General features: G+C 44.1%; 20 protein-coding genes. 11 read left to right on the top strand and 9 right to left on the bottom strand.

Going from position 1 to position 21,866, the window contains the following annotated elements; all coding sequences use genetic code 11:
- Positions 1-49 precede the first annotated feature (49 nt).
- Entirely contained in the window at positions 50-2,437 is a 2,388-nt protein-coding gene (locus tag OH460_RS17780; RefSeq protein WP_269999022.1) for a YgiQ family radical SAM protein, read from the bottom strand.
- A 238-nt stretch (positions 2,438-2,675) separates the two neighbouring features.
- Between OH460_RS17780 and OH460_RS17775 the strand changes: the two genes are divergently transcribed.
- Together OH460_RS17775 and OH460_RS17770 are read left to right on the top strand one after the other, a co-directional pair.
- Complete coding sequence (locus OH460_RS17775) at positions 2,676-3,356, top strand: hypothetical protein (RefSeq protein WP_269999021.1); 681 nt, start codon at positions 2,676-2,678, stop codon at positions 3,354-3,356.
- Between the two features lie 97 nt (positions 3,357-3,453).
- Positions 3,454-3,654 carry a DUF4250 domain-containing protein gene (locus OH460_RS17770; protein WP_004741624.1) on the top strand — a complete coding sequence of 67 codons (201 nt, stop codon included), beginning with the start codon at positions 3,454-3,456 and terminating at the stop codon, positions 3,652-3,654.
- Between the two features lie 117 nt (positions 3,655-3,771).
- Here OH460_RS17770 and OH460_RS17765 read toward each other — a convergent pair whose 3' ends face one another.
- Positions 3,772-4,683, bottom strand: a complete 912-nt coding sequence (locus tag OH460_RS17765; protein WP_198778765.1) for a LysR substrate-binding domain-containing protein — start codon at positions 4,681-4,683, stop codon at positions 3,772-3,774.
- A gap of 281 nt (positions 4,684-4,964) precedes the next feature.
- Here OH460_RS17765 and metE point away from each other — a divergent pair, with 281 nt between their 5' ends.
- Positions 4,965-7,310 carry a 5-methyltetrahydropteroyltriglutamate--homocysteine S-methyltransferase gene (metE, locus tag OH460_RS17760; protein WP_269999020.1) on the top strand — a complete coding sequence of 782 codons (2,346 nt, stop codon included), beginning with the start codon at positions 4,965-4,967 and terminating at the stop codon, positions 7,308-7,310.
- A gap of 94 nt (positions 7,311-7,404) precedes the next feature.
- Here the strand turns inward: metE and OH460_RS17755 are convergent, their stop codons facing one another.
- The 6 genes from OH460_RS17755 to OH460_RS17730 form a co-directional block, all read right to left on the bottom strand.
- Positions 7,405-7,800 (bottom strand): GspS/AspS pilotin family protein, encoded by a 396-nt coding sequence (locus OH460_RS17755; RefSeq protein WP_017069993.1) that lies wholly within the window; start codon positions 7,798-7,800, stop codon positions 7,405-7,407.
- A gap of 1 nt (position 7,801) precedes the next feature.
- Positions 7,802-8,098: a YciI family protein gene (locus OH460_RS17750; protein WP_004741234.1), complete on the bottom strand. Its 297-nt coding sequence runs from the start codon at positions 8,096-8,098 to the stop codon at positions 7,802-7,804.
- Positions 8,099-8,294: 196 nt separating this feature from the next.
- Positions 8,295-8,693: an acyl-CoA thioester hydrolase YciA gene (yciA, locus tag OH460_RS17745; RefSeq protein ID WP_004741235.1), complete on the bottom strand. Its 399-nt coding sequence runs from the start codon at positions 8,691-8,693 to the stop codon at positions 8,295-8,297.
- 269 nt (positions 8,694-8,962) lie between these two features.
- Entirely contained in the window at positions 8,963-9,544 is a 582-nt protein-coding gene (locus tag OH460_RS17740) for a septation protein A (protein WP_269999019.1), read from the bottom strand.
- A 109-nt stretch (positions 9,545-9,653) separates the two neighbouring features.
- Positions 9,654-9,902, bottom strand: a complete 249-nt coding sequence (locus OH460_RS17735; RefSeq protein ID WP_004741237.1) for a hypothetical protein — start codon at positions 9,900-9,902, stop codon at positions 9,654-9,656.
- 285 nt (positions 9,903-10,187) lie between these two features.
- A complete protein-coding gene (locus OH460_RS17730) occupies positions 10,188-11,075 on the bottom strand; it encodes a LysR substrate-binding domain-containing protein (protein ID WP_269999018.1) in 888 nt (295 codons plus the stop codon).
- 181 nt (positions 11,076-11,256) lie between these two features.
- Here OH460_RS17730 and hisC point away from each other — a divergent pair, with 181 nt between their 5' ends.
- The 6 genes from hisC (at position 11,257) to OH460_RS17700 (ending at position 17,647) form a co-directional block, all read left to right on the top strand.
- Positions 11,257-12,390: a histidinol-phosphate transaminase gene (hisC, locus tag OH460_RS17725; RefSeq protein ID WP_269999017.1), complete on the top strand. Its 1,134-nt coding sequence runs from the start codon at positions 11,257-11,259 to the stop codon at positions 12,388-12,390.
- Between the two features lie 10 nt (positions 12,391-12,400).
- Positions 12,401-13,174, top strand: a complete 774-nt coding sequence (locus tag OH460_RS17720) for an ABC transporter substrate-binding protein (RefSeq protein ID WP_269999067.1) — start codon at positions 12,401-12,403, stop codon at positions 13,172-13,174.
- 294 nt (positions 13,175-13,468) lie between these two features.
- Positions 13,469-15,088 (top strand): methyl-accepting chemotaxis protein, encoded by a 1,620-nt coding sequence (locus OH460_RS17715; protein ID WP_269999016.1) that lies wholly within the window; start codon positions 13,469-13,471, stop codon positions 15,086-15,088.
- 12 nt (positions 15,089-15,100) lie between these two features.
- Entirely contained in the window at positions 15,101-16,351 is a 1,251-nt protein-coding gene (locus OH460_RS17710; RefSeq protein ID WP_269999015.1) for a hypothetical protein, read from the top strand.
- Positions 16,352-16,362: 11 nt separating this feature from the next.
- Entirely contained in the window at positions 16,363-16,758 is a 396-nt protein-coding gene (locus OH460_RS17705; RefSeq protein ID WP_239930969.1) for a phosphate ABC transporter substrate-binding protein, read from the top strand.
- Between the two features lie 307 nt (positions 16,759-17,065).
- Positions 17,066-17,647, top strand: coding sequence for a TetR/AcrR family transcriptional regulator (locus OH460_RS17700; RefSeq protein WP_269999014.1), 582 nt, complete (start codon positions 17,066-17,068; stop codon positions 17,645-17,647).
- A gap of 119 nt (positions 17,648-17,766) precedes the next feature.
- Here the strand turns inward: OH460_RS17700 and OH460_RS17695 are convergent, their stop codons facing one another.
- Entirely contained in the window at positions 17,767-19,026 is a 1,260-nt protein-coding gene (locus OH460_RS17695) for a dicarboxylate/amino acid:cation symporter (RefSeq protein WP_008219823.1), read from the bottom strand.
- A 469-nt stretch (positions 19,027-19,495) separates the two neighbouring features.
- Between OH460_RS17695 and OH460_RS17690 the strand changes: the two genes are divergently transcribed.
- Together OH460_RS17690 and OH460_RS17685 are read left to right on the top strand one after the other, a co-directional pair.
- Entirely contained in the window at positions 19,496-20,902 is a 1,407-nt protein-coding gene (locus OH460_RS17690) for an NfeD family protein (RefSeq protein WP_269999013.1), read from the top strand.
- Between the two features lie 69 nt (positions 20,903-20,971).
- Positions 20,972-21,769: a slipin family protein gene (locus OH460_RS17685; RefSeq protein WP_061032811.1), complete on the top strand. Its 798-nt coding sequence runs from the start codon at positions 20,972-20,974 to the stop codon at positions 21,767-21,769.
- The last annotated feature ends 97 nt before the right edge of the window (positions 21,770-21,866 follow it).

Genomic DNA, 21,866 nt, shown 5'->3' with positions numbered 1-21,866 from the left:
ACAGCTGCGCTTTGTGTTTTTATGTTCGCTAATGGTATCTGTTTACATACTAGCGTTGTGCAGCTCGTTGACGGTTCTTTCCGTTACCAGCCGGCTTTCCACCTTGGCCGTTACCGCCTTTATTGCGGTTTGGTTTGCCGTTTCCGCTGCCAGTGCCTTGTGATTGACCACCAGGACCTTTCTTGATGAAGCCAGTTGCTGGTTTACGAGAGTTCCCATTACCGCCACCGTTACCTTGGCCACCATTGCTGTTACCAGTAGGTTTCTTACCCCCTGGTTTTGGCTTATTGCCACCAGGTTTAGAGTGGTTACGTGGCTTCTCGCCGCCTAATCCTGGTTGAGATTTGCTGTGCTTAGTAGCAAAACGTTGTGAGCCGTGACGACCAGATTTACGACGTTGTGCTGGTGTTTGAGCATCAAAGTCATCCTCAGGAACCAAGCAACCTGGCTTATCACCAATTAGGTGTTTTTTACCCATGTCGATCAGTGCTTCACGGATCAGTTTCCAGTTCTCTGGGTCGTGGTAGCGAAGCAGTGCTTTATGCAGACGACGTTGACGGTCACCTTTTGGTACAGGGATATCTTCACGTTTTTTGTATTTAACGCGTTTCAGAGGGTTTGTCTCTGAGTAGTACATCGACGTTGCGTTACACATTGGCGATGGGTAGAAGTTCTGTACTTGGTCACATTCATAGTTGTGCTTTTTCAGCCACAGCGCCAGGTTAAGCATGTCTTCATCTTCTGTGCCCGGGTGAGCTGAGATGAAGTAAGGAATTAGGTACTGTTTCTTACCGGCTTCAGCGCTGTACTTCTCGAACATCTCTTTGAAACGGTCGTAAGTGCCCATACCCGGCTTCATCATCAGATCTAGAGGGCCTTTCTCAGTATGCTCTGGAGCAATCTTCAAATAGCCACCTACGTGGTGCGTTACAAGCTCACGCACGTATTCTGGTGATTCAATCGCTAAGTCGTAACGAACACCGGAAGCGATCATGATCTTCTTAACACCTGGTACTTTTCTCGCTGAACGGTACAGGTCGATGGTGTGTTTGTGGTCTGTGTTTAGCTTCTCACAGATTTTCGGGAACACACACGATGGGCGACGACAGTTCACTTCTGCTTTCGGGTCTGAACAACCTAAACGGTACATATTCGCCGTAGGGCCGCCCAAGTCAGAAATGGTACCAGTAAAGCCAGGTACTTTATCTTTGATGTCTTCGATCTCATCCAAGATAGATTCTTTTGAACGGTTCTGGATGATACGACCTTCATGTTCTGTGATTGAACAGAAAGAACAACCACCAAAACAGCCACGCATGATGTTTACTGAGGTTTTGATCATCTCGTAGGCTGGAATCTTTGCTTTGCCGTACATCGGGTGAGGTACACGCTTATAAGCAAGGCCAAACACGTAATCCATCTCTTCTGTAGCTAGAGGGATTGGTGCTTGGTTAACCCAAAGCTCGCGGTCACCGTGACGTTGAATCAGAGCACGGCCTGAGTACGGGTTTGTCTCTAGGTGTAAGATACGGCTTGCGTGAGCGTAAAGAATACGGTCGTTGTTAAGCTTTTCGAACGCAGGTATACGAACCGCGGTTGTTTTCGCATCGTGACGAGAAGGACGAATCGTAATTGGCTGCGCCTTTGGCTCTTCATCTTTTTTGGTATCGCATTGCGTTTCCACTTCGTACGGGTTTACTGGTACGTAAGCTTTGTTTGGCTTTTCGATACGAGAAGAGTCGATGATCTTGTAACCTTCAGGTGCAGCAGGCAGGTTGATTGCCGTACCACGAATGTTGGTTAGGTTAGAGATCTCTTCACCATCAGCAAGGCGGTGTGCCACTTCTACTAGTGCACGTTCTGCGTTACCAAATAGTAGGATGTCCGCTTTTGCATCAAACAGTACAGAGCGACGAACTTTATCCGACCAGTAGTCGTAGTGAGCTACACGACGCAAGCTCGCTTCGATACCACCCAATACGATTGGTGTGCCTTTATAGGCTTCACGACAACGCTGAGAGTAAACCAGAGTTGCACGATCAGGACGCTTACCACCTTCGTTATTTGGCGTGTATGCATCATCGTGACGTAATTTGCGATCAGAGGTATAGCGGTTGATCATGGAGTCCATGTTACCCGCAGTGATGCCGAAGAATAGGTTTGGTTTACCTAGCTTCATGAAGGCATCTTTATTGTCCCATTTCGGTTGAGCGATGATGCCCACGCGGAAGCCTTGAGCTTCAAGAAGACGGCCGATGATAGCCATACCAAAGCTCGGGTGATCAACATAAGCGTCACCAGTTACAATAATAATGTCACAGCTATCCCATCCAAGAGCATCCATCTCCTTTCTACTGGTAGGCAAAAAGGGTGCAGTTCCGTAGCACTCGGCCCAGTATTTTTTGTGTTCGTGAATAGGAGTGATATCGCTGTACATATTTCGACCTCTGATTTTTGAGGCGGGAATTATAGCGGCATGCGCCCTGACTAGCCAGTAGAACATGCCCCTGTTAGTTCTGGTGTCTTTCGCCAGTTTGCAGATAAAAACGACAAAAGAGCCAAACAACAGCATAGTTGAAGGCTTGAATAACGTCGCTAATTTGTGATTTTGATTAGTGTTCACAGCAGTTTTTGATATTATTCGGCGAAAATAAGTCTAGATAAGTAGATCCACAATGGTCGAAACATTATTACTGCAATTTGCTCCAATGTTATTAGGAGCTCAACTGATCTTAACCCTGATTCTGGTGAAGGGAGATATTTGCCCAGGGCAACGTGGTCGTATCCACAAAATGTTACCTGCGATTGGCGTACTTTGGTTAGCCGTGGCTTCAGTGAAAATTGAGGCGTTTCTTGTCGTGTTCGCAATCTTTTATTTCTATTCTCAAGTTCAGACTAAGAAAACACGTGATTCGGGCCCGATTTGGGTGATGTATCTGGCGTGTGGTTTGGCGCTGTCTTACGTTGCTATCCAAGCATTTGAGCAACCAACGGTTGTTGGTATTATCACGACATTATTGTTGGTGGTTTTATTGGGCGCGGCGTTTGCTCATCTATTGCTGACCATTGCAAGAACGCGCTTACAAGCGTTTCACCGTGTGCTGCCTGTTGTCGGTGTATTGACTGGAATGCTGGTGGTACTAGCGACAGTTGTGAACGTTTACTCGCTTTCTGAAGCTCAGTTAGAGCCTGTTATCTCAGCATTGCTGTTTAGCTTTGCGCTGCTTATCTCTTCAATCGTGGTGTGGTGTTGGCACCTACTATTTGTTAAAACGGCAGAGAAGGTCCAACTTACGGTGTCATTGCTGATGTTGTTAGCCGCTGTCGTTGGCCTAACACCAATTTGGGCGCTGTAATTACCGGTTTGAGTTAAGAAGTGTGATCTGTTTTTTAGCGAGAGGCGAGTTAGCGTTCTAAACTTAATCTAGTCAGAGTGTTCGTAAGGAGTGCGAGATGGATTTAAGCAACGTCAAAAGCCTAGATAGCATTATTTTGCTTGGAATAGTGAACGAAAAACTGCGCTTGGAATGCGACAGTTTTGAAGAACTCATTAGCATGTATGAAATGGATATAGAAAGTGTTGTAGGCAAGCTAGACATGCTTGGTTATCAATACGACCCACTGACTAATCAGTTTAAGTCATACGCAAGATAGTCTATTTTTCGCGATTGAACAGATATCGTAAGATAAGTATTACTGAACCTAAAAAGTCACAGGTAATCTGTGACTTTTTTGTTTTTGTACTTTGTGTTGATCTAATAACCGATATGGTTAAACGACTTCAATCCCATCCAAGTGGCTCTTACTCTGCTGCCTTGCAGTGCTGAAGAATGCTTGCAGATAACGTTTGTCTTTCTCTGAGTTTCTTACCGCAGCGAATAGCCTTCTTGAAAGCCCTTTACCCAGAGGCTTACTAGCAATTAATCCCTGTCTTGAAAACTCGCTGATTGCCCAGTTTGGCAAGGCTGCAACTCCTAACCCTGCCGATACCATTTGTACTAACATCAAGGTGTTGTCTGCTTGCTTCCACTTCTTCGGTTCAATACCCGCAGGTTGCAAGAAGTGTTTCACCACATCTAGACGCTGCTTTTGAACTGGGTAGGAAAGCATCGTGAGATCGCTAAGATCTTGCGGATCAACGCTTGGTTTCTCGGCCAAAGGAGAGTTAATCGCTGTGATCAAACGCATCTCGAAATCGAAAAGTGGCTCATAGTGGATCTCAGAGCGAGGTTGAATGTCTGAGGTGATCACTAAATCCAACTCGCCGGCCATTAGCGCGGGTAGCGGTTCAAAGCCAAAACCGGATGAGAAATCTAGAGTCACGCTTGGCCAAGCGACTTGATACTCTTTCAATGCAGGCATTAACCATTGGAAGCATGAGTGACACTCGATCGCCATATGCAGACGCCCATTCACGTCCTCTTTGAGGCTCGCCAACTCATTCTCTGCTTTAGCGATTCTTGGTTGAATCTCATCAGCGAGCTTAAGCAAGATCTCCCCCTCTGAAGTGAACTTTACTGGCCGAGTTTTGCGCAGGAACAACTGCCCACCAATACGTGCCTCTAGATCCTTCAATTGATGAGAAAGTGCCGACTGAGTCAGGTGGAGAGAGGTCGCTGTTGCTGTGAGCGAACCGCTATCTCTCAAGGTCGTCAATGTTCGCAGGTGTTTAAGCTCTATCATGAGTATTCCTCATATTCCCTAAGCTAATTCAATATTTCTTAATAATCACCCTACGGGGTTTTTTATCATTTGTAAACGTCTAGATGTCCAGATGGATTTAACTATATTCATCTCTGACTCACTGATGATGAATATTTTTAATAAACAAGATGAATATTTGGACGTTGTTCAGCGATTCGATTCGGTAGATAGTTTAGCCATCCAGACGCCTTTTTATGAAAGCAAGAACACAATAGGCAATCTGAAAAGATACTAACAATTATTGAATAAGGAACAGGTTCATGACGACAACAACGCATATTCTTGGCTACCCACGTATCGGTGAAAAGCGCGAACTGAAATTCACACTCGAAAAATACTGGCGTGGTGAAATCAACCAATCAGAACTCAAACAGCTAGGTAGCGAGCTGAGAAATCGTAACTGGAATGTACAAGCTGATGCGAATCTTAGCTTTGCAACTGCGGGTGACTTCGCATGGTACGACCATGTACTGACAACGACTTTGCTATTGGGGCATGTACCAAAGCGTCATGCTGGTGGTAGCGAAGAGGAGAAAGCTTTTCCTGATTTAGATACCTTGTTCCGAGTGGGACGTGGGCAATCACAAGTTGAAGCTGCTTGTTGTGGTGGGAAACACGCTTCTGAAGGCACGAACAACGGTGCAGCGGCGTCAGATATGACCAAGTGGTTCAATACCAACTATCACTACATTGTTCCTGAGTTCAGTAAAGATGATTCGTTTGAGGTGAGCTGGCCACAATTGTTTGATGAAGTGAATGAAGCCGTTCAAGCAGGGCATAAAGTGAAGCCTGTCCTTCTTGGTCCACTGTCTTACTTGTACTTAGGGAAAGAGGTAGCAGAGGGCTTCGACCGCTTAACCTTGTTGCCCCGCTTGCTGACTGCCTACCAAGCGATTTTGGCGAAGCTTGCCAAGTTGGGGGTTGAGTGGGTTCAAATTGATGAGCCAATTCTTGCCCTTGAGCTTGAAAAACAATGGGCTGATTCATTTAAACTGGCATACCAAGTTATTCAAGGGGAAGTGAAACTGCTATTAACCACGTACTTCGATTCGGTGACAGATACCTTAGACAAGATCGTCAAACTACCGGTTAACGGGCTGCATATCGACCTAGCTGCAGCGCCACAGCAGCTTGATGAAGTTGTGAGTCAATTACCGGCGGAGTGGGTGTTGTCTGCTGGTGTGATCAACGGACGCAATGTTTGGCGAGCAGACTTAGCGACTCAACTAGCAAAACTGCAACCGGTGAAAGAGAAGTTAGGCGATAAGCTTTGGGTGGCGAGCTCATGTTCGCTGCTACACAGCCCGGTTGATTTAGAGCTAGAAGATTCGCTTAGCAAAGAAGTGAAAAGCTGGTTTGCTTTCGCGAAACAGAAAGTGACGGAGGTGAGCTTATTGGGTGCCGCGCTAGACGGAGATCAAAATGCCATCTTAGCGTGTGAGACTTATAGCCAACCGATTGTTGCTCGGAAAAGCGCGACACACGTAAACAAGCCGCAGGTACAGGCTCGTATTAATACAATCACTAAAGCATTGGCAGAGCGTAGCGCCCTTTATGCAGAACGCGCTGCACACCAGTCTGAAGTGTTGGGTTTACCGTTGTTACCAACCACAACGATAGGTTCGTTCCCGCAGACAGGAGAGATTCGTGTTCAACGCAGCGCGTATCGCACCGGAAAATTGAGCGAAGCGGAATACACGACCGCACTAAAAGGTCATATTGCCGATGCGGTGAAGCGTCAAGAAGCACTTGATTTGGATGTGTTGGTGCATGGTGAAGCCGAACGTAACGACATGGTGGAATACTTTGCTGAAAACCTAGCAGGCTTCCAAACCACCAAGTTTGGTTGGGTACAAAGCTATGGCTCTCGCTGCGTGAAACCTGCGATTGTGGTCGCGGATATTGAGCGTGAAAAACCGATGACGGTCGAGTGGACGACTTATGCACAATCTCTGACATCTAAGCAGATGAAAGGCATGCTGACTGGCCCTGTGACAATTCTGTGTTGGACCTTCCCGCGTGAAGATATCTCACGTAAAGAAATCACGAATCAGTTAGCGTTTGCATTACGCGATGAGGTATCTGATTTGCAAGATGCAGGAATCAACATTATCCAAATCGATGAACCAGCTATTCGTGAAGGCCTGCCGCTTAAAAAGCGTGACCATGCAGAATATTTAGAATGGGCGGTAGATGCTTTTAAGATTTCAGCGGCAAGTGCTAAACCAGAAACTCAGATTCATACGCACATGTGTTACAGCGAGTTCAATGAAATCATTGATTCAGTGGCCGCATTAGATGCTGATGTGATTACTATTGAGACGTCTCGCTCGAACATGGAACTGCTTAAAGCGTTTGAAGAGTTCAACTACCCGAACGCGATTGGCCCAGGTGTTTATGATATCCATTCACCAAATATCCCATCGCAAGAGTGGATTATTAGCCTGCTTAAGAAGGCGGCGGAAAAAATACCGGCAGAGCGCTTATGGGCAAACCCAGATTGTGGTCTTAAAACTCGCAATTGGGCAGAAACAGAAGCAGCACTGACTAACTTAGTCTCCGCGACTAAGGAATTGCGTAAAGAGTGGGAATCTGTTGAGGCATAATTTAGTCTAGGATTTTGATTGTTTAATAAAACAAAGGCCTCGCAAATGCGAGGCCTTCTAGTTTTATACTTGTTCGAATCTCGAATCTCGAATCTTAATTGGCGCTCTGGCAAGTATCTTTGCTTATCAGCTTCTCAACCATCAGTTGTCCGCGTGTGTTGCGGATCTTGATGTTGTAAGCCAAGCCCATATCTAGGTTTGCTCTTACTTCTGAGTTAGTACAGTAGCTATTCACACTCATATCGACAACTTGGTTTAAAGGCTTAGCACCTTTAGCATCTTGGTTGTAGATCATCATGATTTCAATCACGGTGTTTTTTGCTAGTACTCGCATAACAGACAGTGGGCCATACTCAATAGGTAGGCCTGCAGATAGCACGCCAGCACGATGCTGCGCCATCATCTCGAGTTGTCTTTGTTGGTCTTGCTCACTTGAAGCACAGCCTGCAAGCAGGATCGCGGCCAGTGAGCTAATAATCCATTTTTTCACGTTAAAATACTTTCTTGAATGGTTTTACGATGACATTTTGGTAGACACCAGCGTCGATGTACGGATCTGCGTCTGCCCATGCCTGTGCGTCTTCTAAAGAGTTAAACTCAGCGATTACTGTTGAACCTGTGAAACCAGCTTCGCCAGGGTTATCTGAATCAATAGCTGGCATTGGACCCGCTGTTAATAGGCGGCCTTCATCGTGAAGTGTTTGTAGGCGTTCTAGATGTTGTGGGCGAACACTGAGGCGTTTTTCTAATGAATTTTCGACATCTTGAGAGAAAATCACGTACCACATATTGGCATATCCTTATTTTACTTCACTGAATTTGGGAGATTATAAAATAGCTATCTTGCTAATTTACGCGAACTAATTGGTATTGGAAGAGCTAATGATAAGAAATTGTGAATTGGTGCGAGAGACTTGTATGGTCTTTAGCGATTTCATTTGCTGAAACTAAAGACCACAGATAGGTATGACTTAGTGAAAAGTACTATTTCTTGATGGTTCGAGGCTTGCCACTTTCATCAACGGCTACGTAGTTGAACGTTGCACCACATACCTTGTAGCGGTCGCCAATGCCGTGATCCAGGACCGGCTTAACCCAGACTTCTAGGTCGATATTCATCGAGCTACGGCCAATCTTTGTGCAGTCACCATAAACGCACACCACATCACCAACGGATACGGGCTGCTTGAATTCAATGCTCGAAACCGACACGGTAACAATTTTGCCGTTAGAGATCTCTTTCGCCAAGATGCCGCCTGCAAGGTCGAGCTGAGACATTATCCAACCACCGAAGATTTGACCTGCTGCATTGGTATCAGAAGGCATCGCTAATGTGCGAAGAAGTAGGGAACCAATTGGGTTCAAAGTTGATTGAATCGTCATTGTTGTACTCTTGGTGGTATTGATTATCTAAATAAAAACAGAAGTGTTGGTTGGTGAAGCGCATTGGCAAATGAATACAATGAGCAACAAGAGACCAGATAAGCCACCGTTAATTTAATGTGATTTACATTTAATAATAGGCTTTATTTTGACCAGTTTCCGCAACACAAAAAAGCTAACGGCCAATGATCACGAGTATCATTGGCCGCTAGGTATAGCATATTGACAAGAATTGTAACAAAAACGGAATGAGGACTCACCCCTTGGGGTTACTTCTTGTCAGTATTTTTATCAGTTAGCTCTTGCTGCTCTTTTTGGAGCTGTTGATCTTTTGGTAAATGCTTATAGATGTAGACGCCCGTAAGCAGCGTAAATAGTAATGTTGCTATTAGCAGGCCAAACACCTTGAAGTTAACCCATACATCCAATGGTAGGTTAAAAGCAACATATACGTTGATGCTTGCGCATAGAGTGAAGAAGAATGTCCATGCCCAGTTGATCTTGCCCCATACCGCATCCGGAAGTGTAATCTCTTTACCCAACATGCCCTTAATCGCTGATTTACCCATTAAATGGCTAGTAGTGAGGCCGATAGCAAATAAGGCATAAACGATGGTGACTTTCCACTTTATGAAGTTGTCATCATGCAAGAAGATGGTCATTCCACCAAATACCGCAACCATCAGAAACGTTATCACCTGCATTTTTTCTATTTTTTTGTAGATGAAGTACGTCAAAACGATTTGTAGTGCAGAAGCGACAATCAATGCCCCAGTAGCCGTATAGATGTCGTACATCTTGTAAAGCGCGAAGAAAATGATGAGAGGGATGAAATCAAGAATTTGTTTCATATGGACTGAATATCCGGTTAGTTGAGTTACCGACAGTCTAACCAAAATTGCCTCGATGCAAAACAGCTCGAGACAATTGGGTATTAACCTGATTGAAGCTGGCAGAATTTCAACGCATCGATGACGTTTGGTAGCGAGGGATCAGCTTCTTGATATCTTCTAAATAACCTTCGCTCTTCAGATTGTCTAAAGTGTTCTCCAGCTCTTGTTCACTCATCGCGAAGCACGTGGATTTTCCTGTCGTTAGGTCAAGATACTCATGATATTCACGCTCAGTAAAGTGGCCAACTCTGTCCATTAACAAGGTTTTAATTCCATGGTGAATTAAGCCGTAATACGTATGTCTTTGTAAGGTCATAGCCTATCCTCCGTGACAAGCTGCAATGATGGTAAGTGATGCAACCTGCTGTATATTGGTTGGGTTATCTATGACAAAGCAATTCAAATGCCATTTTGTCTAGTTTTGCAGAACATTTCCCGTGCCATTCTGAAATAATCTTCTTTTCAGATAGTTAAATGAAAGTGTTCTCGCTTCTCACTGAAACAATACGTAGCTGGCGGATAATAGTTTTATTTTGAGAATAATTAGATTCTCATTATGACGATCGAGCGGCGATGTGATCTACAACGATTTTGACAATACCTAGCCTAAAAGCCAGTCAACTAACACGGTTAGTGACGTATTCTGGCGATTCCTCGGTTGCAATAAGAAGTAACCGTTTCCTGAAAATACACTGTCTTCACTCACTTTCACTAACCGCCCTAAATCAATATCTTGTTTAGCCAGCGTGATATCGCCTATCGCTATCCCAAACCCTTGAATGGCTGCGTTCATCGCTTGATCAAGCGTAGCAAATTGCTGGTTGTTCTTGCTAGAAAGGTCGTGGCTGCCGATGTGTTCTAACCAAAGTCGCCAATCACTCTGCTCATTGTTGGCGTGTAACCAAGTGTATTGAGCGAGCTTGTGTGGCTTGATGACAGTTGAAGTGCTGTCAATCAGGTGGCTTGGAACAATACTCTGTGCTTGGCAGATGGGGGCGAGTTGTTCGTTGAACAGCAGTTGGCTAACAATAGAGTGCTGGCTTGGTTTCTTGCCATAGGTAATCACCGCATCGAAGGGATCAAAGCTTGGCTCAAAAACGTGCTTGATGGTAGATGTGAGCTCGACATCAATCTCAGGATAGGCCTGTTGAAACGACATTAGTTTGGGTAGCAACCAAGAAGTGATGCAACTTGGGGCATTGAGTTTTATCTTAGAGGGAGAACTCGCGACCTGATTAAGTGCCGATTGCAGCTGCTGAATGGTCCCTTGAATGAGAGGAACAAGTTCTTCCCCTTTAGGCGTTAATGACAGACCACGAGCATGGCGATAGAAGAGATCACACCCAAGGCTTTCTTCAAACGACAACACCTGACGACTCACCGCACCTTGCGTCACATTGAGCTCATGTGCCGCGCGTGTAAAGTTGAGATGCCTTGCGGTAGACAGGAATGCGAGCAAGGTTTTGGTTGAAGGCAGTGTGTTGTTCATATCTTTACCTATGACTTTTTATTATGGCTATTATGTAATTATTTCGATTCATTTATCAATAGTGTTCTGTTTGAATGTAAATACTTACTCATCATTAGTGATTTAATATGTGTATAAATCACATTTTTTGAATATGAAAGCAGTGATGAAGACAATGTGATTATGTGAAAGGGATAGCTTCTTGACATCTTTTATTGATAGCTTAGTGCCTCAGGCTGTAAAAAAATTAATACCTTATCAATCAGCAAGAAGAATTGGTGGTGATGGACGTGTCTGGTTAAATGCAAATGAATTGGAAAGTGCTCTGTTTCAAGGAGAAGCCAGCCATAATCGTTACCCGGATTTTTTACCACAAGACATTGCCAAGGCTTACCAAGCTTATTGCGAAACTGACGCTGCAACCGTTGCGGTGCGTGGTGCCGATGAAGCGATTGATTTACTGATCAGAACATTCTGCAAACCCGCTCAAGATAATATCCTTATCTGTTCACCAACGTATGCCATGTATGAGTTTTGCGCTGATGCACTAGCGATTGAAACGCTCGACTCTCCTTTGCAGGAAGATTTCAGCTTAGATGTTGCTGACATCGTGAATAAAGCTGAGTTGGCCAATATTGTTTTCCTTTGTTCACCGAACAACCCAACGGGCAATGTGATTCCGAAATCAGATCTGATTCATGTGCTTGAGGGGACTCAAGGTAAATCTTTGGTTGTAGTGGATGAGGCGTATATTGAGTTTGAACCTCAAACATCAGCTGTGAACCTGGTTAAACGCTACCCACATTTGGTTGTGATTCGCACCTTGTCTAAGGCATTTGGACTGGCAGCAGTACGCTGTGGTTTCATCTTAGCGAGTCAAAATGTGATGCAGTATGTCTCTAAGCTTATTCCACCGTACCCAATGCCAGATTGTTCGTCTCAGATAGTTTTAGAGGCGTTATCTCATGAGCGTGTTGCCGTGATGCAAAAAGCAACGTCAAAGTTGGTTGAACTACGTAATTGCTTTGCTTCTGAACTGAATCAGTTTGATTTCATTGAGCAGGTTTACCCGTCTTCTACCAACTTTGTGTTATTGCGCCACAAGCCTGAACACGAACTGTTTAGTGTATTGGCGAAAGATGGCATTGTGATAAGGAATCAACATCATGAGCCCGCATTACGTCACTGTGTTCGAATCAGCATTGGTAGCCCAGAGAGCATGGGGGAAGTGATAGCGTCACTTGTAAGTTACCAAACCGAATTAGACAAGAAGCAACAAATCCAACAGCTTCAAGATAGAGAACCTCAATTTCAACTCGACAAAGATCATATCTAGGATGGCAATGATGAAGAAGATAATACTAGGACTTGCTTGTGCGGCCGCTTTACTTGGTACAACGGTACAGGCGAAAGAAATCCGTTTGGCGTCAGACTTTACCTATCCGCCATTCAACTATAAAAATAGTGAAGGTGTACCTGTCGGGTTTGATATCGAGATAGCTGATGCTCTATGTGAGCAAGCCAAGCTCGATTGCACTTGGGTATCACAAAGCTGGGATTCGTTGATTCCAAGCCTATTGGCAAGAAAGTCAGATGTGATCATGGCTTCTATGCGTATTACCGAAGAGCGTAAACGCAAAATCTTGTTTACTGATAAGTACTACCAAACACCAGCGGTATTTGTTGCTGCCAAAAACACGGAGTTTGCAATTGATGAGAAGGGCTTAGCGGGTAAAACCATTGGTGTCCAGCAAGGTACGATTCACGATCGTTACGTGACGGATAAGTTTGGCAGTGTTGCCAACATCAAGCGTTATACAGGGCAAGATGAAGTATATCTGGATCTGCAGAATGGCCGTTTAGATCTCACCTTCGGTAACTCAGATCAACTGTCACTCGCTTTCTTAGATAAGAAAGAAGGAGAGGGCTTTGAATTCAAGGGTAAAGCGGTAACAGACAAAGCCTACATCGGCGAAGGTACGGCTTTAGCACTAAGAAAGCAGGATTCAAAACTCGCAAAACAGTTCAACAACGCCATCGAAGAGATCAGAGCGAACGGTACCTACGACAAGATAGCTTCTAAGTATTTCACGTTTGATATCTATGGTAGTGATTTGTAAATTCATACTGTTAAATTCTGGATACGCATCCAATAACGTCATGAGAATAAAAGCGATGTGCTGAGAAATTAGTAACAGCTAATAATAAAACCCCGAGAGCTAAAACGCTCTCGGGGTTTTTGTTTGGGATAAAGGTAATACAGCTTGATGAACGAGCGTTGCTTAATTCATTATTGCTTAAACATAGACCAATGGTTTAAACATAAAGTGATATTTGTTTAGTGAATGTGTTCACCGATAAAAGTGAACTGGCGGTAACATAATTATCAATTTTCGCTAATTCAATAGAACCTTATGCTACTGTCTCGTTATATCAATATAAAAGTACAATTCGTCGTTCTTTTATCTATTATCTCGCTCAGTTTAGCGGCGATAATTACCATCAATGTTTTTATTCATCGCGATAATAGCCAACGACTAACTCAGTTAGAAATAAGTTATTACCCAGCATTAGAGCACGCCACTAAAATTCACTCGCTGTTGCCAAATGTTCAACAGCAGTTCGAAGCCGCTGTGATCATGGAAGATGAACAGGCTCTCGATTATGCGCGCCAAATATCTTCTGAACTTCAAGTTGAAGCAAGTAAAGGGGCCAATGTTTTACCTTCACAGGCGCAAGCATTCAATAAGGTGTCGAGCTCGCTAAAAAAGTACACGGACTCCGCGTACGCGTTAAGTCTAGATTTTATTAACTTGAATGACTCCTTCGCGAATCTCACAGCAAGATCGAATACGCTCACCGCTGAATATGATTCGTTACTCGCGGCAAGTGAAATGCTGCGCTCGTCAGCGAGTCAAAATGTCGTAAATACCATATTGCACTCAGAGAATGCCGCAAACGACGCTGCTCAGCAATCAATCTGGCTTGGCGTTTTCTTTGTTTTGTCTGTCTTTGCAGTGGGCTATGCGATTTTCAAATCTGTTATCAGTTCAATTCTGCTCGTCACTGAGAAAATGCAAGCGATCGCAACGGGAGATGGTGATTTAACCGTACGCATCGATTATTCCGGCAAAGACGAAATAGCAACCCTTGTACAAAGCGTTAACCAGTTTATTGAGAAGCTTCAAGGGATCATTGCAAGCACGTTGAGCATTGGGCAGGAGCTTGAGGTTGTGAGCGACAAAATCCGCAGTGAATCCAATCAAACCTTAGCGTTGAACAGCACCCAACGTGATCACATCGAAGAAGTGACTGACGCAGTTAACAATATCATTGCTCTTATTGAACAAGTGGTTGGCTTTGCATCACATGCCGATTCACAAGCTCAAAAGGCCAATGCCAGTGCTCAAACGGGTACCCAAGTCGTTTTGAAAACAAGCCAAGAGATCGAAGAGCTTGCCACCAATATTCGCGATACCGCCGGAAAATTAAAAGAGCTCGACCAAAATGCCAGCAATGTGGGCTCAATCCTCAGCACGATTCAAAGCGTTGCCGAGCAAACCAATCTGCTGGCCCTAAACGCGGCGATTGAAGCAGCTCGAGCAGGAGAGCATGGGCGCGGCTTTGCTGTTGTGTCTGATGAGGTACGTGTACTCGCTAATAACACCCAACAATCAGCAACCGAGATTAATGCCTTACTCGGCGAGCTTAAGTTTGGTTCGAATGCGGCGGTAGGTGCAATGGATCAAGGTCTCGCAAGCTCTTCTCAAGCGGTTGGAGATGCACAAAACGCTGGTGATTACCTATTAGAAATTAGCGGACAGGTTGAAGGAATTACCGAGCTGAATCGCCAGATAGCGAGTACCACTGAACACCAAGCTCGCGCTTCAAAACAAATTCATACCCATATGGATGATTTTAGACAGTGCTCTCACCAAGTGTCTCAGTCTACCGATCAACTAGAAGCTCTGAGCCACCAGTTGAGTGGCATCGTGACAGAGCTGAGTAAATCAACATCACAATTCAAAGTATAACGGAGAACAATAATGACTAACTCCCCATTTCGCTTATTGCCTGTAGCAGTGGCGCTTGCGGCATCGTTTGCTGCACATGCTTCAGATGAGCAAAAATTGGCCGAGCTAGAGAAAAAGGTCGCTATCCTTGAAGCGAAAGAGCAAAACTCAATTGCTGATAAATTTAGTTTCAATGGTTTTGCATCTTTGAACATGCAACTGGGTAATCAAAACCACGGCTTCATGAAGTCGGAGAATAAAGTACGTTTTGATGAAGGTTCTTTGTTTGGTTTACAAGGTGAGTTCGAAGTTAATGAGTCAACTTCAGCCGTTGTTCAAATGGTTGCTCGTGGTAATAAAAAAGAGAACTGGTCTCCAGATATTGAGTGGGCATTCTTAAGCCACAAAGTGACGCCGAACTTAACGGTACGTGGTGGTAAATTACGTTTACCACTGTTCATGTACTCTGATTATCTAGAAGTGGGTTACGCACAAGTTGGTGTGCGAGTGCCGAATGAAGTGTACGGTTCAGTCGTGCTTACCTCTCTAACTGGCGGTGACTTCATTTATGATGTAGAGCTAGATGACAGTACTCTTTCATTCCAAGGCTTTGCCGGTTCACAGAAGCTGTCGGCATCAAAGCATAGCTACAACGCTGATACACAGTTTGATGACATTGCTGGTGGTGTAGTTAACTGGACTGATGATACTTGGACACTACGTGCTGTGTACGCACAGTCTGTGGTTAGCTCTTCGACTAACTGGAATGTAAACAGCAAGCCGGTGTTGAATTCAACGTTTGATGACGAGAAAGCGAAGTTTTACGGTGTTGGTGGTCGATACGAAAACGGCAACCTAATGCTGGTTTCAGAAGTGACGCGCACAACCGTTGAAGGGTTTTACTACGATGTAGATGCAGCTTACTTAACAGCAGCATACCGTCTAGATGAAGTAACGCCTTACATTACCGTGTCACACATGGAAACGCAGGACGATGACGAGCGAAATGCAGAAGCTAACCGTCAGCTTGCAAATGTACTTCAAAACCCAACCAGTGCGTCTGCGAAATACGCATACGGTTCAGCAAAAGCATTAGCTGATAAGCTAAACACACAGCGCACAACATACAGCGTTGGTGCTCGTTGGGACTTCCTACCGAATATTGCGCTAAAAGGTGATATTAGTTACCTAACTGGCTTTGGTTCAACGAATGGTGGTGTAGCGTCGGAATATAAGAACGACGATAACATTTTGTACACTGTAAAAGTTGATGCGGTATTTTAAGGAAGAGAATCATGTTGAGAAAAACATTAGTAGCCGCTGCTCTTCTTAGCAGCATGAACGCATTCGCTGGCCTAGTTGTCGTTGGTAACCCTGCTATGTCTGAGCTTGACGCTTCAACGGTTAAGAAGTTGTACTTAGGAAAAGCGAAGTCACTACAAATCGAAGCGGTTGATTTGGAAGACGGACATCCAAAGAAAGGTGAATTTCACCAAGCTATTACTCAAAAAACCGAAGCGCAGCTGCAAGCATACTGGGCAAAACGCGTATTCACGGGTAAAGGTCAACCACCTAAGGCTGTTGGTCAGGAGAGCCTAGCGAAAGACATGGTTGCTAGCTCGACAAATACGATTGCTTATATCGATGAATCTTTAGTCGATAGTTCAGTTAAAGTGATTTTAAAACTTTAATTTTATATGTGGCGCTCAATATGAGCGCCACTCTTACATTGGCTTACGTTTAAGCTGGTCGTCCTTACATTTAAGATAGCTAGCCTTACTTAACCCTTACGTGATATTGCTTAGCTATATGTTATTGTTTCTTAGAGCAATTATTCAGTTTGATTTTAATTACATTATTTAAAACACACATGAAATTTAGACTTCTAAGTTTTGATTATCTAACGGTGTACTAAATGTGTGTTTTTTCATATTGAGATTGTTTCTTAGAGTTATAAAATGTGCGGTAAATGTAAACAAGTGGGTGGGATATAATCTGATGCCAAAAGAAAAAAGAGAAGAAATATTAAGTGCAGCAGAAAAACTATTTATTTCTCAGCCTTATAATAAAGTATCAATTCGCTCTATTGCCAAATCTGCAGGGGTAAGCCCTGCTTTAATTCTTTATTACTTCAATAATAAAGAACAGCTTTTTGATCAGCTCATTGAAGAGCATACAAATCGATTTAAGGAACAGTTTTCAAAATATCAAAGAGTGGAAGGGGTACAGCTACAACAGTTAATCTCAGAGCTTATTGAGTTTTGGGAAAGTGCGCCAAATATATTTTTGTTATTCACCCTTGGTGGTAACTCTTTTAATCACGATAATGTTCAAAGGTTGAAAGAATCTAAGTTCGGTTTCATCTATCACAAAACTCTTGAAAACCTCCTTTATTTAGTTGATGGCTGTAACGAATCCAACTTTCATTATTATCAGATGCTGGTAAGTTCACTGGTTTCTCAACCTTATTTAGAAACAAGACTGCAAAAGTACAACTCTGAGAGTTCGACGTTTAACCTGATGCAATATCAAGAAGTTATCGCGAGCTTGTTTAAGAAAGAGAATAGCTACGCATACTGAGTGATGCGTAGAGCATCAAAAACATTGAAGCCTCCGAATTTAGCTCAGCAATGATCTTATCTTAAAACGTAAAAAAGCCACTCATAGAGTGGCTTTTTGTTTTCCGACGTAATCGAAACTTATGCTTGTTGTTTTTGTAGCTCAGCTTCTTTCGCTTCGTCTTCAATTAGAGAGTCAACGATCACTGCACATGCTGCATCACCAGTGATGTTTAGTGCTGTACGAATCATGTCGAAGATACGGTCTAGAGCGAACAGTAGAGGTAGACCTTCGATAGGGATACCAGCCGCTAGAAGAACCGCAACAACTAGGAAAGAAGGACCAGGAACACCTGCTTGACCAACTGCGCCTAACGTTGATGTTACGATGATAGCAACGTAAGCACCCATAGATAGGTCGATGTTGAACAGCTGTGCGAAGAAGATAGCCACTAGGCCGTAGTAAATCGCGTTACCAGACATGTTGATCGTTGCACCTAGAGGTAGAACGAACGAAGCCGTAGAGTTACGTACACCTAGCTCGTTTTCTACAGTGTCCATGGTTACAGGCAGTGTAGCCATTGAAGATGCTGTTGAAAGAGCAACCGCTTGAGGCTTCTTCATTGCAACTAGGAACTTCTTAGCTGAAGTCTTAGTGAAGATTTGAATCATTAGTGGGTAAGCAACAAAGCCGAAGATTAGGATCGCAGCGATGTAAACAACAAACAGTTTGAATACAACCATTAGTGCGCCAAAACCGAATGTACCAACTGCTTCAGCCATTAGGCCAAATACGCCAAGTGGTGCGATGATCATCACTTTGTTGATCATCCAAACCATAGCATCAACAATCGCGTTTACGCCATTGATGATAGGATCACGTTTTTCTTTCGCTTGCTTAGAAAGTGCGATACCAAAGAATAAGCAGAAAACTAGGATTTGCAGAATGTTTGCTTCGTTCAATGATTGGAAAACGTTAGTAGGGATCATGCCTGTGATGGTTGCCCAAAACGTTGGTAGTTCGCCTTTCGCAGCGTACTCAGAAGAGAACATGCCTTCTACGCCAGAAACATCGATACCACGACCTGGTTCGAATACTTCACCCATTACAAGCGCTAGCGCTACAGCAAGTGCAGACGTTAGTGCGAAGTAACCAAGGGTTGTGATACCAACCTTACCAGCAGATGAGCTATTACCTAGACCTGCTGCACCTGAAATTAGGGCAACCGCAACGAGAGGGATAACCAGCATCTTGATCAAGTTGATGAAGATAGCACCCAGTGGAGCGAACATTGTTGCGCTGTCACCCATCATCGCACCAACTAGGGTACCGATGAACATTGCAATAACGACTTGAACGCCAATGTTGCTTAGTAAACTCTTTTCTTTTAACACTTCCATAACCTCTGTGCTACTAAATATAAAATTCCCAGAACTACTCACCAATGTACGATGTACCATTGGATAAATATTTCGCGAAGAGTTTTACACGTATCCTTTACATTTATCAATATGAGCTGAGATGAAAGTGCGCCAAAAATTGTAGGCTTAACGTTATTTGGTGTTTTTTTATACCAAAGCAAACGTTTGCTTTGGTTTTTTCTTAGGGTGATATTTGGTTGATTTATAAAAGCGTTCTGACTGCGTGTTTTGTGAATGAATTTGGTTGTCTGATGTTGATAAACACCTATTAACATTTTCTTTTCAAGTTAGGGCTTTTTTTGAGCAAGCAGAAGGTGGTGAACTTAAGTGAGTGTGTTGTGCGAAATTTAGCCTGAACTATGCTTAAGGTATCTATTTATTACCAAGATGTTACCTCTGCGCTTTAAATAAAACGTCTATCTAGCATCTCAGTTGTAAGGAGAGGGACATGACTTTTATCTTAAAGTACTTGTTTGCATTTCTTCTGTTGTTCAGCTCTGTGTTTGCTCAGGCCGATGATGTCTGGGTTATTGAAGTGAATGGAGGTATTGGTCCTGCAACCAGTGATTACCTCACAAGAGAGATTGAACAAGCCCACAAAGAGCAAGCCATGCTCATCATATTAAAAATGAACACGCCCGGCGGGTTAGATACGTCGATGCGTGACATCATCCGAGCCATTACTACTTCACCTATTCCTGTCGCCACTTGGGTTGGACCTGCCGGTTCACGTGCGGCAAGCGCAGGGACTTACATTTTGCTTGCTAGCCACATCGCTTCTATGGCTCCCGGAACTAATTTGGGTGCAGCTACTCCAGTGTCACTTGGCGGAGGGAAAGCGCCAACCAATCCGTTATCTCCCCAAGATGACACCAATAAAGACGACAATGCCACTGCCGATGAGCAGTGTGCACTCAAAGAAGAGAGTTCAGAGCAGGTAAAGGCGACCACCGCGATGGAGAAGAAGGTGATTAATGACGCTGCGGCTTACATTGTCAGTTTGGCGAAGCTACACAATCGAAATGAAGAGTGGGCAGAAAAAGCCGTAAGAGAAGCGGCGAGTTTGGATTCCGAGAACGCCCTTGAGCTTAATGTGATTGATTTTGTTGCCAGTGACCTGCAACAGCTGGTGGAAATGAGTAACGGTCGCACCATCATGATTAATGGCATCAATCAGGACATAGAACTTAATGACGTGGCCTTTGTCGAGCGAGAACAAGATTGGCGCTTTAGTTTGCTTTCTGTGATTACGAATCCAAACGTCGCTTATATCTTAATGCTGATTGGTATTTATGGTCTGCTGCTTGAGTTTTATAACCCAGGTGTCGGGTTGCCAGGGGTGCTTGGTGGCATCTGTTTGGTGCTGGCGATGTATTCCTTACAAATGTTGCCTGTGAGCTATGCAGGTCTCGCCCTCATTTTGCTCGGTATCGCCTTGATGGTCGCCGAAGCCTTTAGTCCGAGTTTTGGTATTTTCGGCTTGGGTGGCGTAGCTGCGTTTTCACTCGGTTCCATCATGTTGATGGACACTGAAGTACCTGGCTACCAAATCGCATTACCGCTAATTATCGGGATAAGTTTGTTCTCCGTTGCCTTTATCGTCGTAACACTCTCTATGTTAGCTCGAGTAAGAAGCAAGCCTGTCACCACTGGGATGGAAGCAGTGGTCGGTGAGACAGGCAAGGTAGTCAGCGGTTTTCCTGGCGCGGGGCGAGTGCTTGTTGCTGGCGAAATTTGGCAAGCTCAATGCACCAGTGAACTGCAAGCAGGGCAGAATATCAGAGTCACCAAGCTAACAGGGCTTTCTTTAGATGTTGAAGCTCTTCCTGATGAGACATCATCGAAAATTGGTTAGTGCTTGATGAGAGGATTAAATCGAAAGAATTATTCATTGTTGAGTCATCGTTACCATTAGGGGGCGGTTATGTTTATACACACTATAGGTATTGTCATCGTGCTGGTTGTCTTGCTGATTGCCAGTATGTTCAGAGTACTACGCGAGTACGAGCGTGCAGTAGTATTCTTCCTTGGGCGCTTTTATGACGTGAAAGGGCCGGGGTTAATTATCATCATTCCTTTTATTCAACAAATGGTGCGAGTCGATCTACGAACCATTGTATTAGATGTTCCCACACAAGATTTGATCACCAGAGATAACGTATCAGTGAAGGTTAACGCTGTGGTTTACTTCAGAGTGTTAGATCCTAAGATGGCGATCAATAATGTTGAGAACTATCTCGAGGCGACCAGTCAGCTTTCCCAAACCACACTGAGATCAGTTTTAGGTCAGCATGAGTTAGATGAACTGTTGTCTGAACGTGAGGAACTCAACAGAGATCTCCAATCGATTCTTGATCAACACACCGATAACTGGGGGATCAAGATCGCCAATGTTGAGATCAAGCATGTCGATCTTGATGACAGTATGGTGCGCGCTCTGGCTAAACAGGCGGAAGCCGAGCGTTCTCGCCGAGCTAAGGTGATTCATGCGACCGGTGAGCTTGAAGCATCCACCAAGCTACGGGAAGCCGCCGATGTGCTAAACAAAGCGCCCAATGCTATTCAGTTGCGTTATATGCAGACATTGACCGAAGTGGCGAATGAGCGTACCACCACCATCGTATTTCCAATGCCTGTCGATTTAGTGGATAAAATCACCGATCCTATCAAAGCGACACTTAATGAAGCGGCTATTAAGAAAGCGATGAAATCTGATGATTAGCGAGGGTTTCTCACCGCAATAAAAAAGGCGCCACATCTGTGGCGCCTTTTGAATTTAACGTGACCCGTCCTAAATAAGGTTGACACTCCCCAAGCAT

This window comes from Vibrio sp. Makdt (assembly GCF_027587015.1).
Taxonomy (GTDB): Bacteria; Pseudomonadota; Gammaproteobacteria; order Enterobacterales; family Vibrionaceae; genus Vibrio; species Vibrio chagasii_B.
Note: the sequence above shows the minus strand (reverse complement) of the source record. Positions and strands in the feature narration are given on the sequence as shown.

Excerpts from the sequence above, each read along its gene's own strand:
- OH460_RS17695 (WP_008219823.1), bottom strand. The coding sequence starts at position 19,026 with ATGGAAGTGTTAAAAGAAAAGAGTTTACTAAGCAACATTGGCGTTCAA.
- OH460_RS17730 (WP_269999018.1), bottom strand. The coding sequence starts at position 11,075 with ATGAACAACACACTGCCTTCAACCAAAACCTTGCTCGCATTCCTGTCT.
- OH460_RS17735 (WP_004741237.1), bottom strand. The coding sequence starts at position 9,902 with ATGACCTTACAAAGACATACGTATTACGGCTTAATTCACCATGGAATT.
- OH460_RS17780 (WP_269999022.1), bottom strand. The coding sequence starts at position 2,437 with ATGTACAGCGATATCACTCCTATTCACGAACACAAAAAATACTGGGCC.
- OH460_RS17770 (WP_004741624.1), top strand. The coding sequence starts at position 3,454 with ATGGATTTAAGCAACGTCAAAAGCCTAGATAGCATTATTTTGCTTGGA.
- OH460_RS17720 (WP_269999067.1), top strand. The coding sequence starts at position 12,401 with ATGAAGAAGATAATACTAGGACTTGCTTGTGCGGCCGCTTTACTTGGT.
- OH460_RS17690 (WP_269999013.1), top strand. The coding sequence starts at position 19,496 with ATGACTTTTATCTTAAAGTACTTGTTTGCATTTCTTCTGTTGTTCAGC.
- OH460_RS17685 (WP_061032811.1), top strand. The coding sequence starts at position 20,972 with ATGTTTATACACACTATAGGTATTGTCATCGTGCTGGTTGTCTTGCTG.
- OH460_RS17710 (WP_269999015.1), top strand. The coding sequence starts at position 15,101 with ATGACTAACTCCCCATTTCGCTTATTGCCTGTAGCAGTGGCGCTTGCG.
- OH460_RS17700 (WP_269999014.1), top strand. The coding sequence starts at position 17,066 with ATGCCAAAAGAAAAAAGAGAAGAAATATTAAGTGCAGCAGAAAAACTA.
- OH460_RS17750 (WP_004741234.1), bottom strand. The coding sequence starts at position 8,098 with ATGTGGTACGTGATTTTCTCTCAAGATGTCGAAAATTCATTAGAAAAA.
- metE (WP_269999020.1), top strand. The coding sequence starts at position 4,965 with ATGACGACAACAACGCATATTCTTGGCTACCCACGTATCGGTGAAAAG.
- OH460_RS17765 (WP_198778765.1), bottom strand. The coding sequence starts at position 4,683 with ATGATAGAGCTTAAACACCTGCGAACATTGACGACCTTGAGAGATAGC.
- OH460_RS17715 (WP_269999016.1), top strand. The coding sequence starts at position 13,469 with ATGCTACTGTCTCGTTATATCAATATAAAAGTACAATTCGTCGTTCTT.
- OH460_RS17740 (WP_269999019.1), bottom strand. The coding sequence starts at position 9,544 with ATGAAACAAATTCTTGATTTCATCCCTCTCATCATTTTCTTCGCGCTT.
- OH460_RS17705 (WP_239930969.1), top strand. The coding sequence starts at position 16,363 with ATGTTGAGAAAAACATTAGTAGCCGCTGCTCTTCTTAGCAGCATGAAC.
- OH460_RS17775 (WP_269999021.1), top strand. The coding sequence starts at position 2,676 with ATGGTCGAAACATTATTACTGCAATTTGCTCCAATGTTATTAGGAGCT.
- yciA (WP_004741235.1), bottom strand. The coding sequence starts at position 8,693 with ATGACGATTCAATCAACTTTGAACCCAATTGGTTCCCTACTTCTTCGC.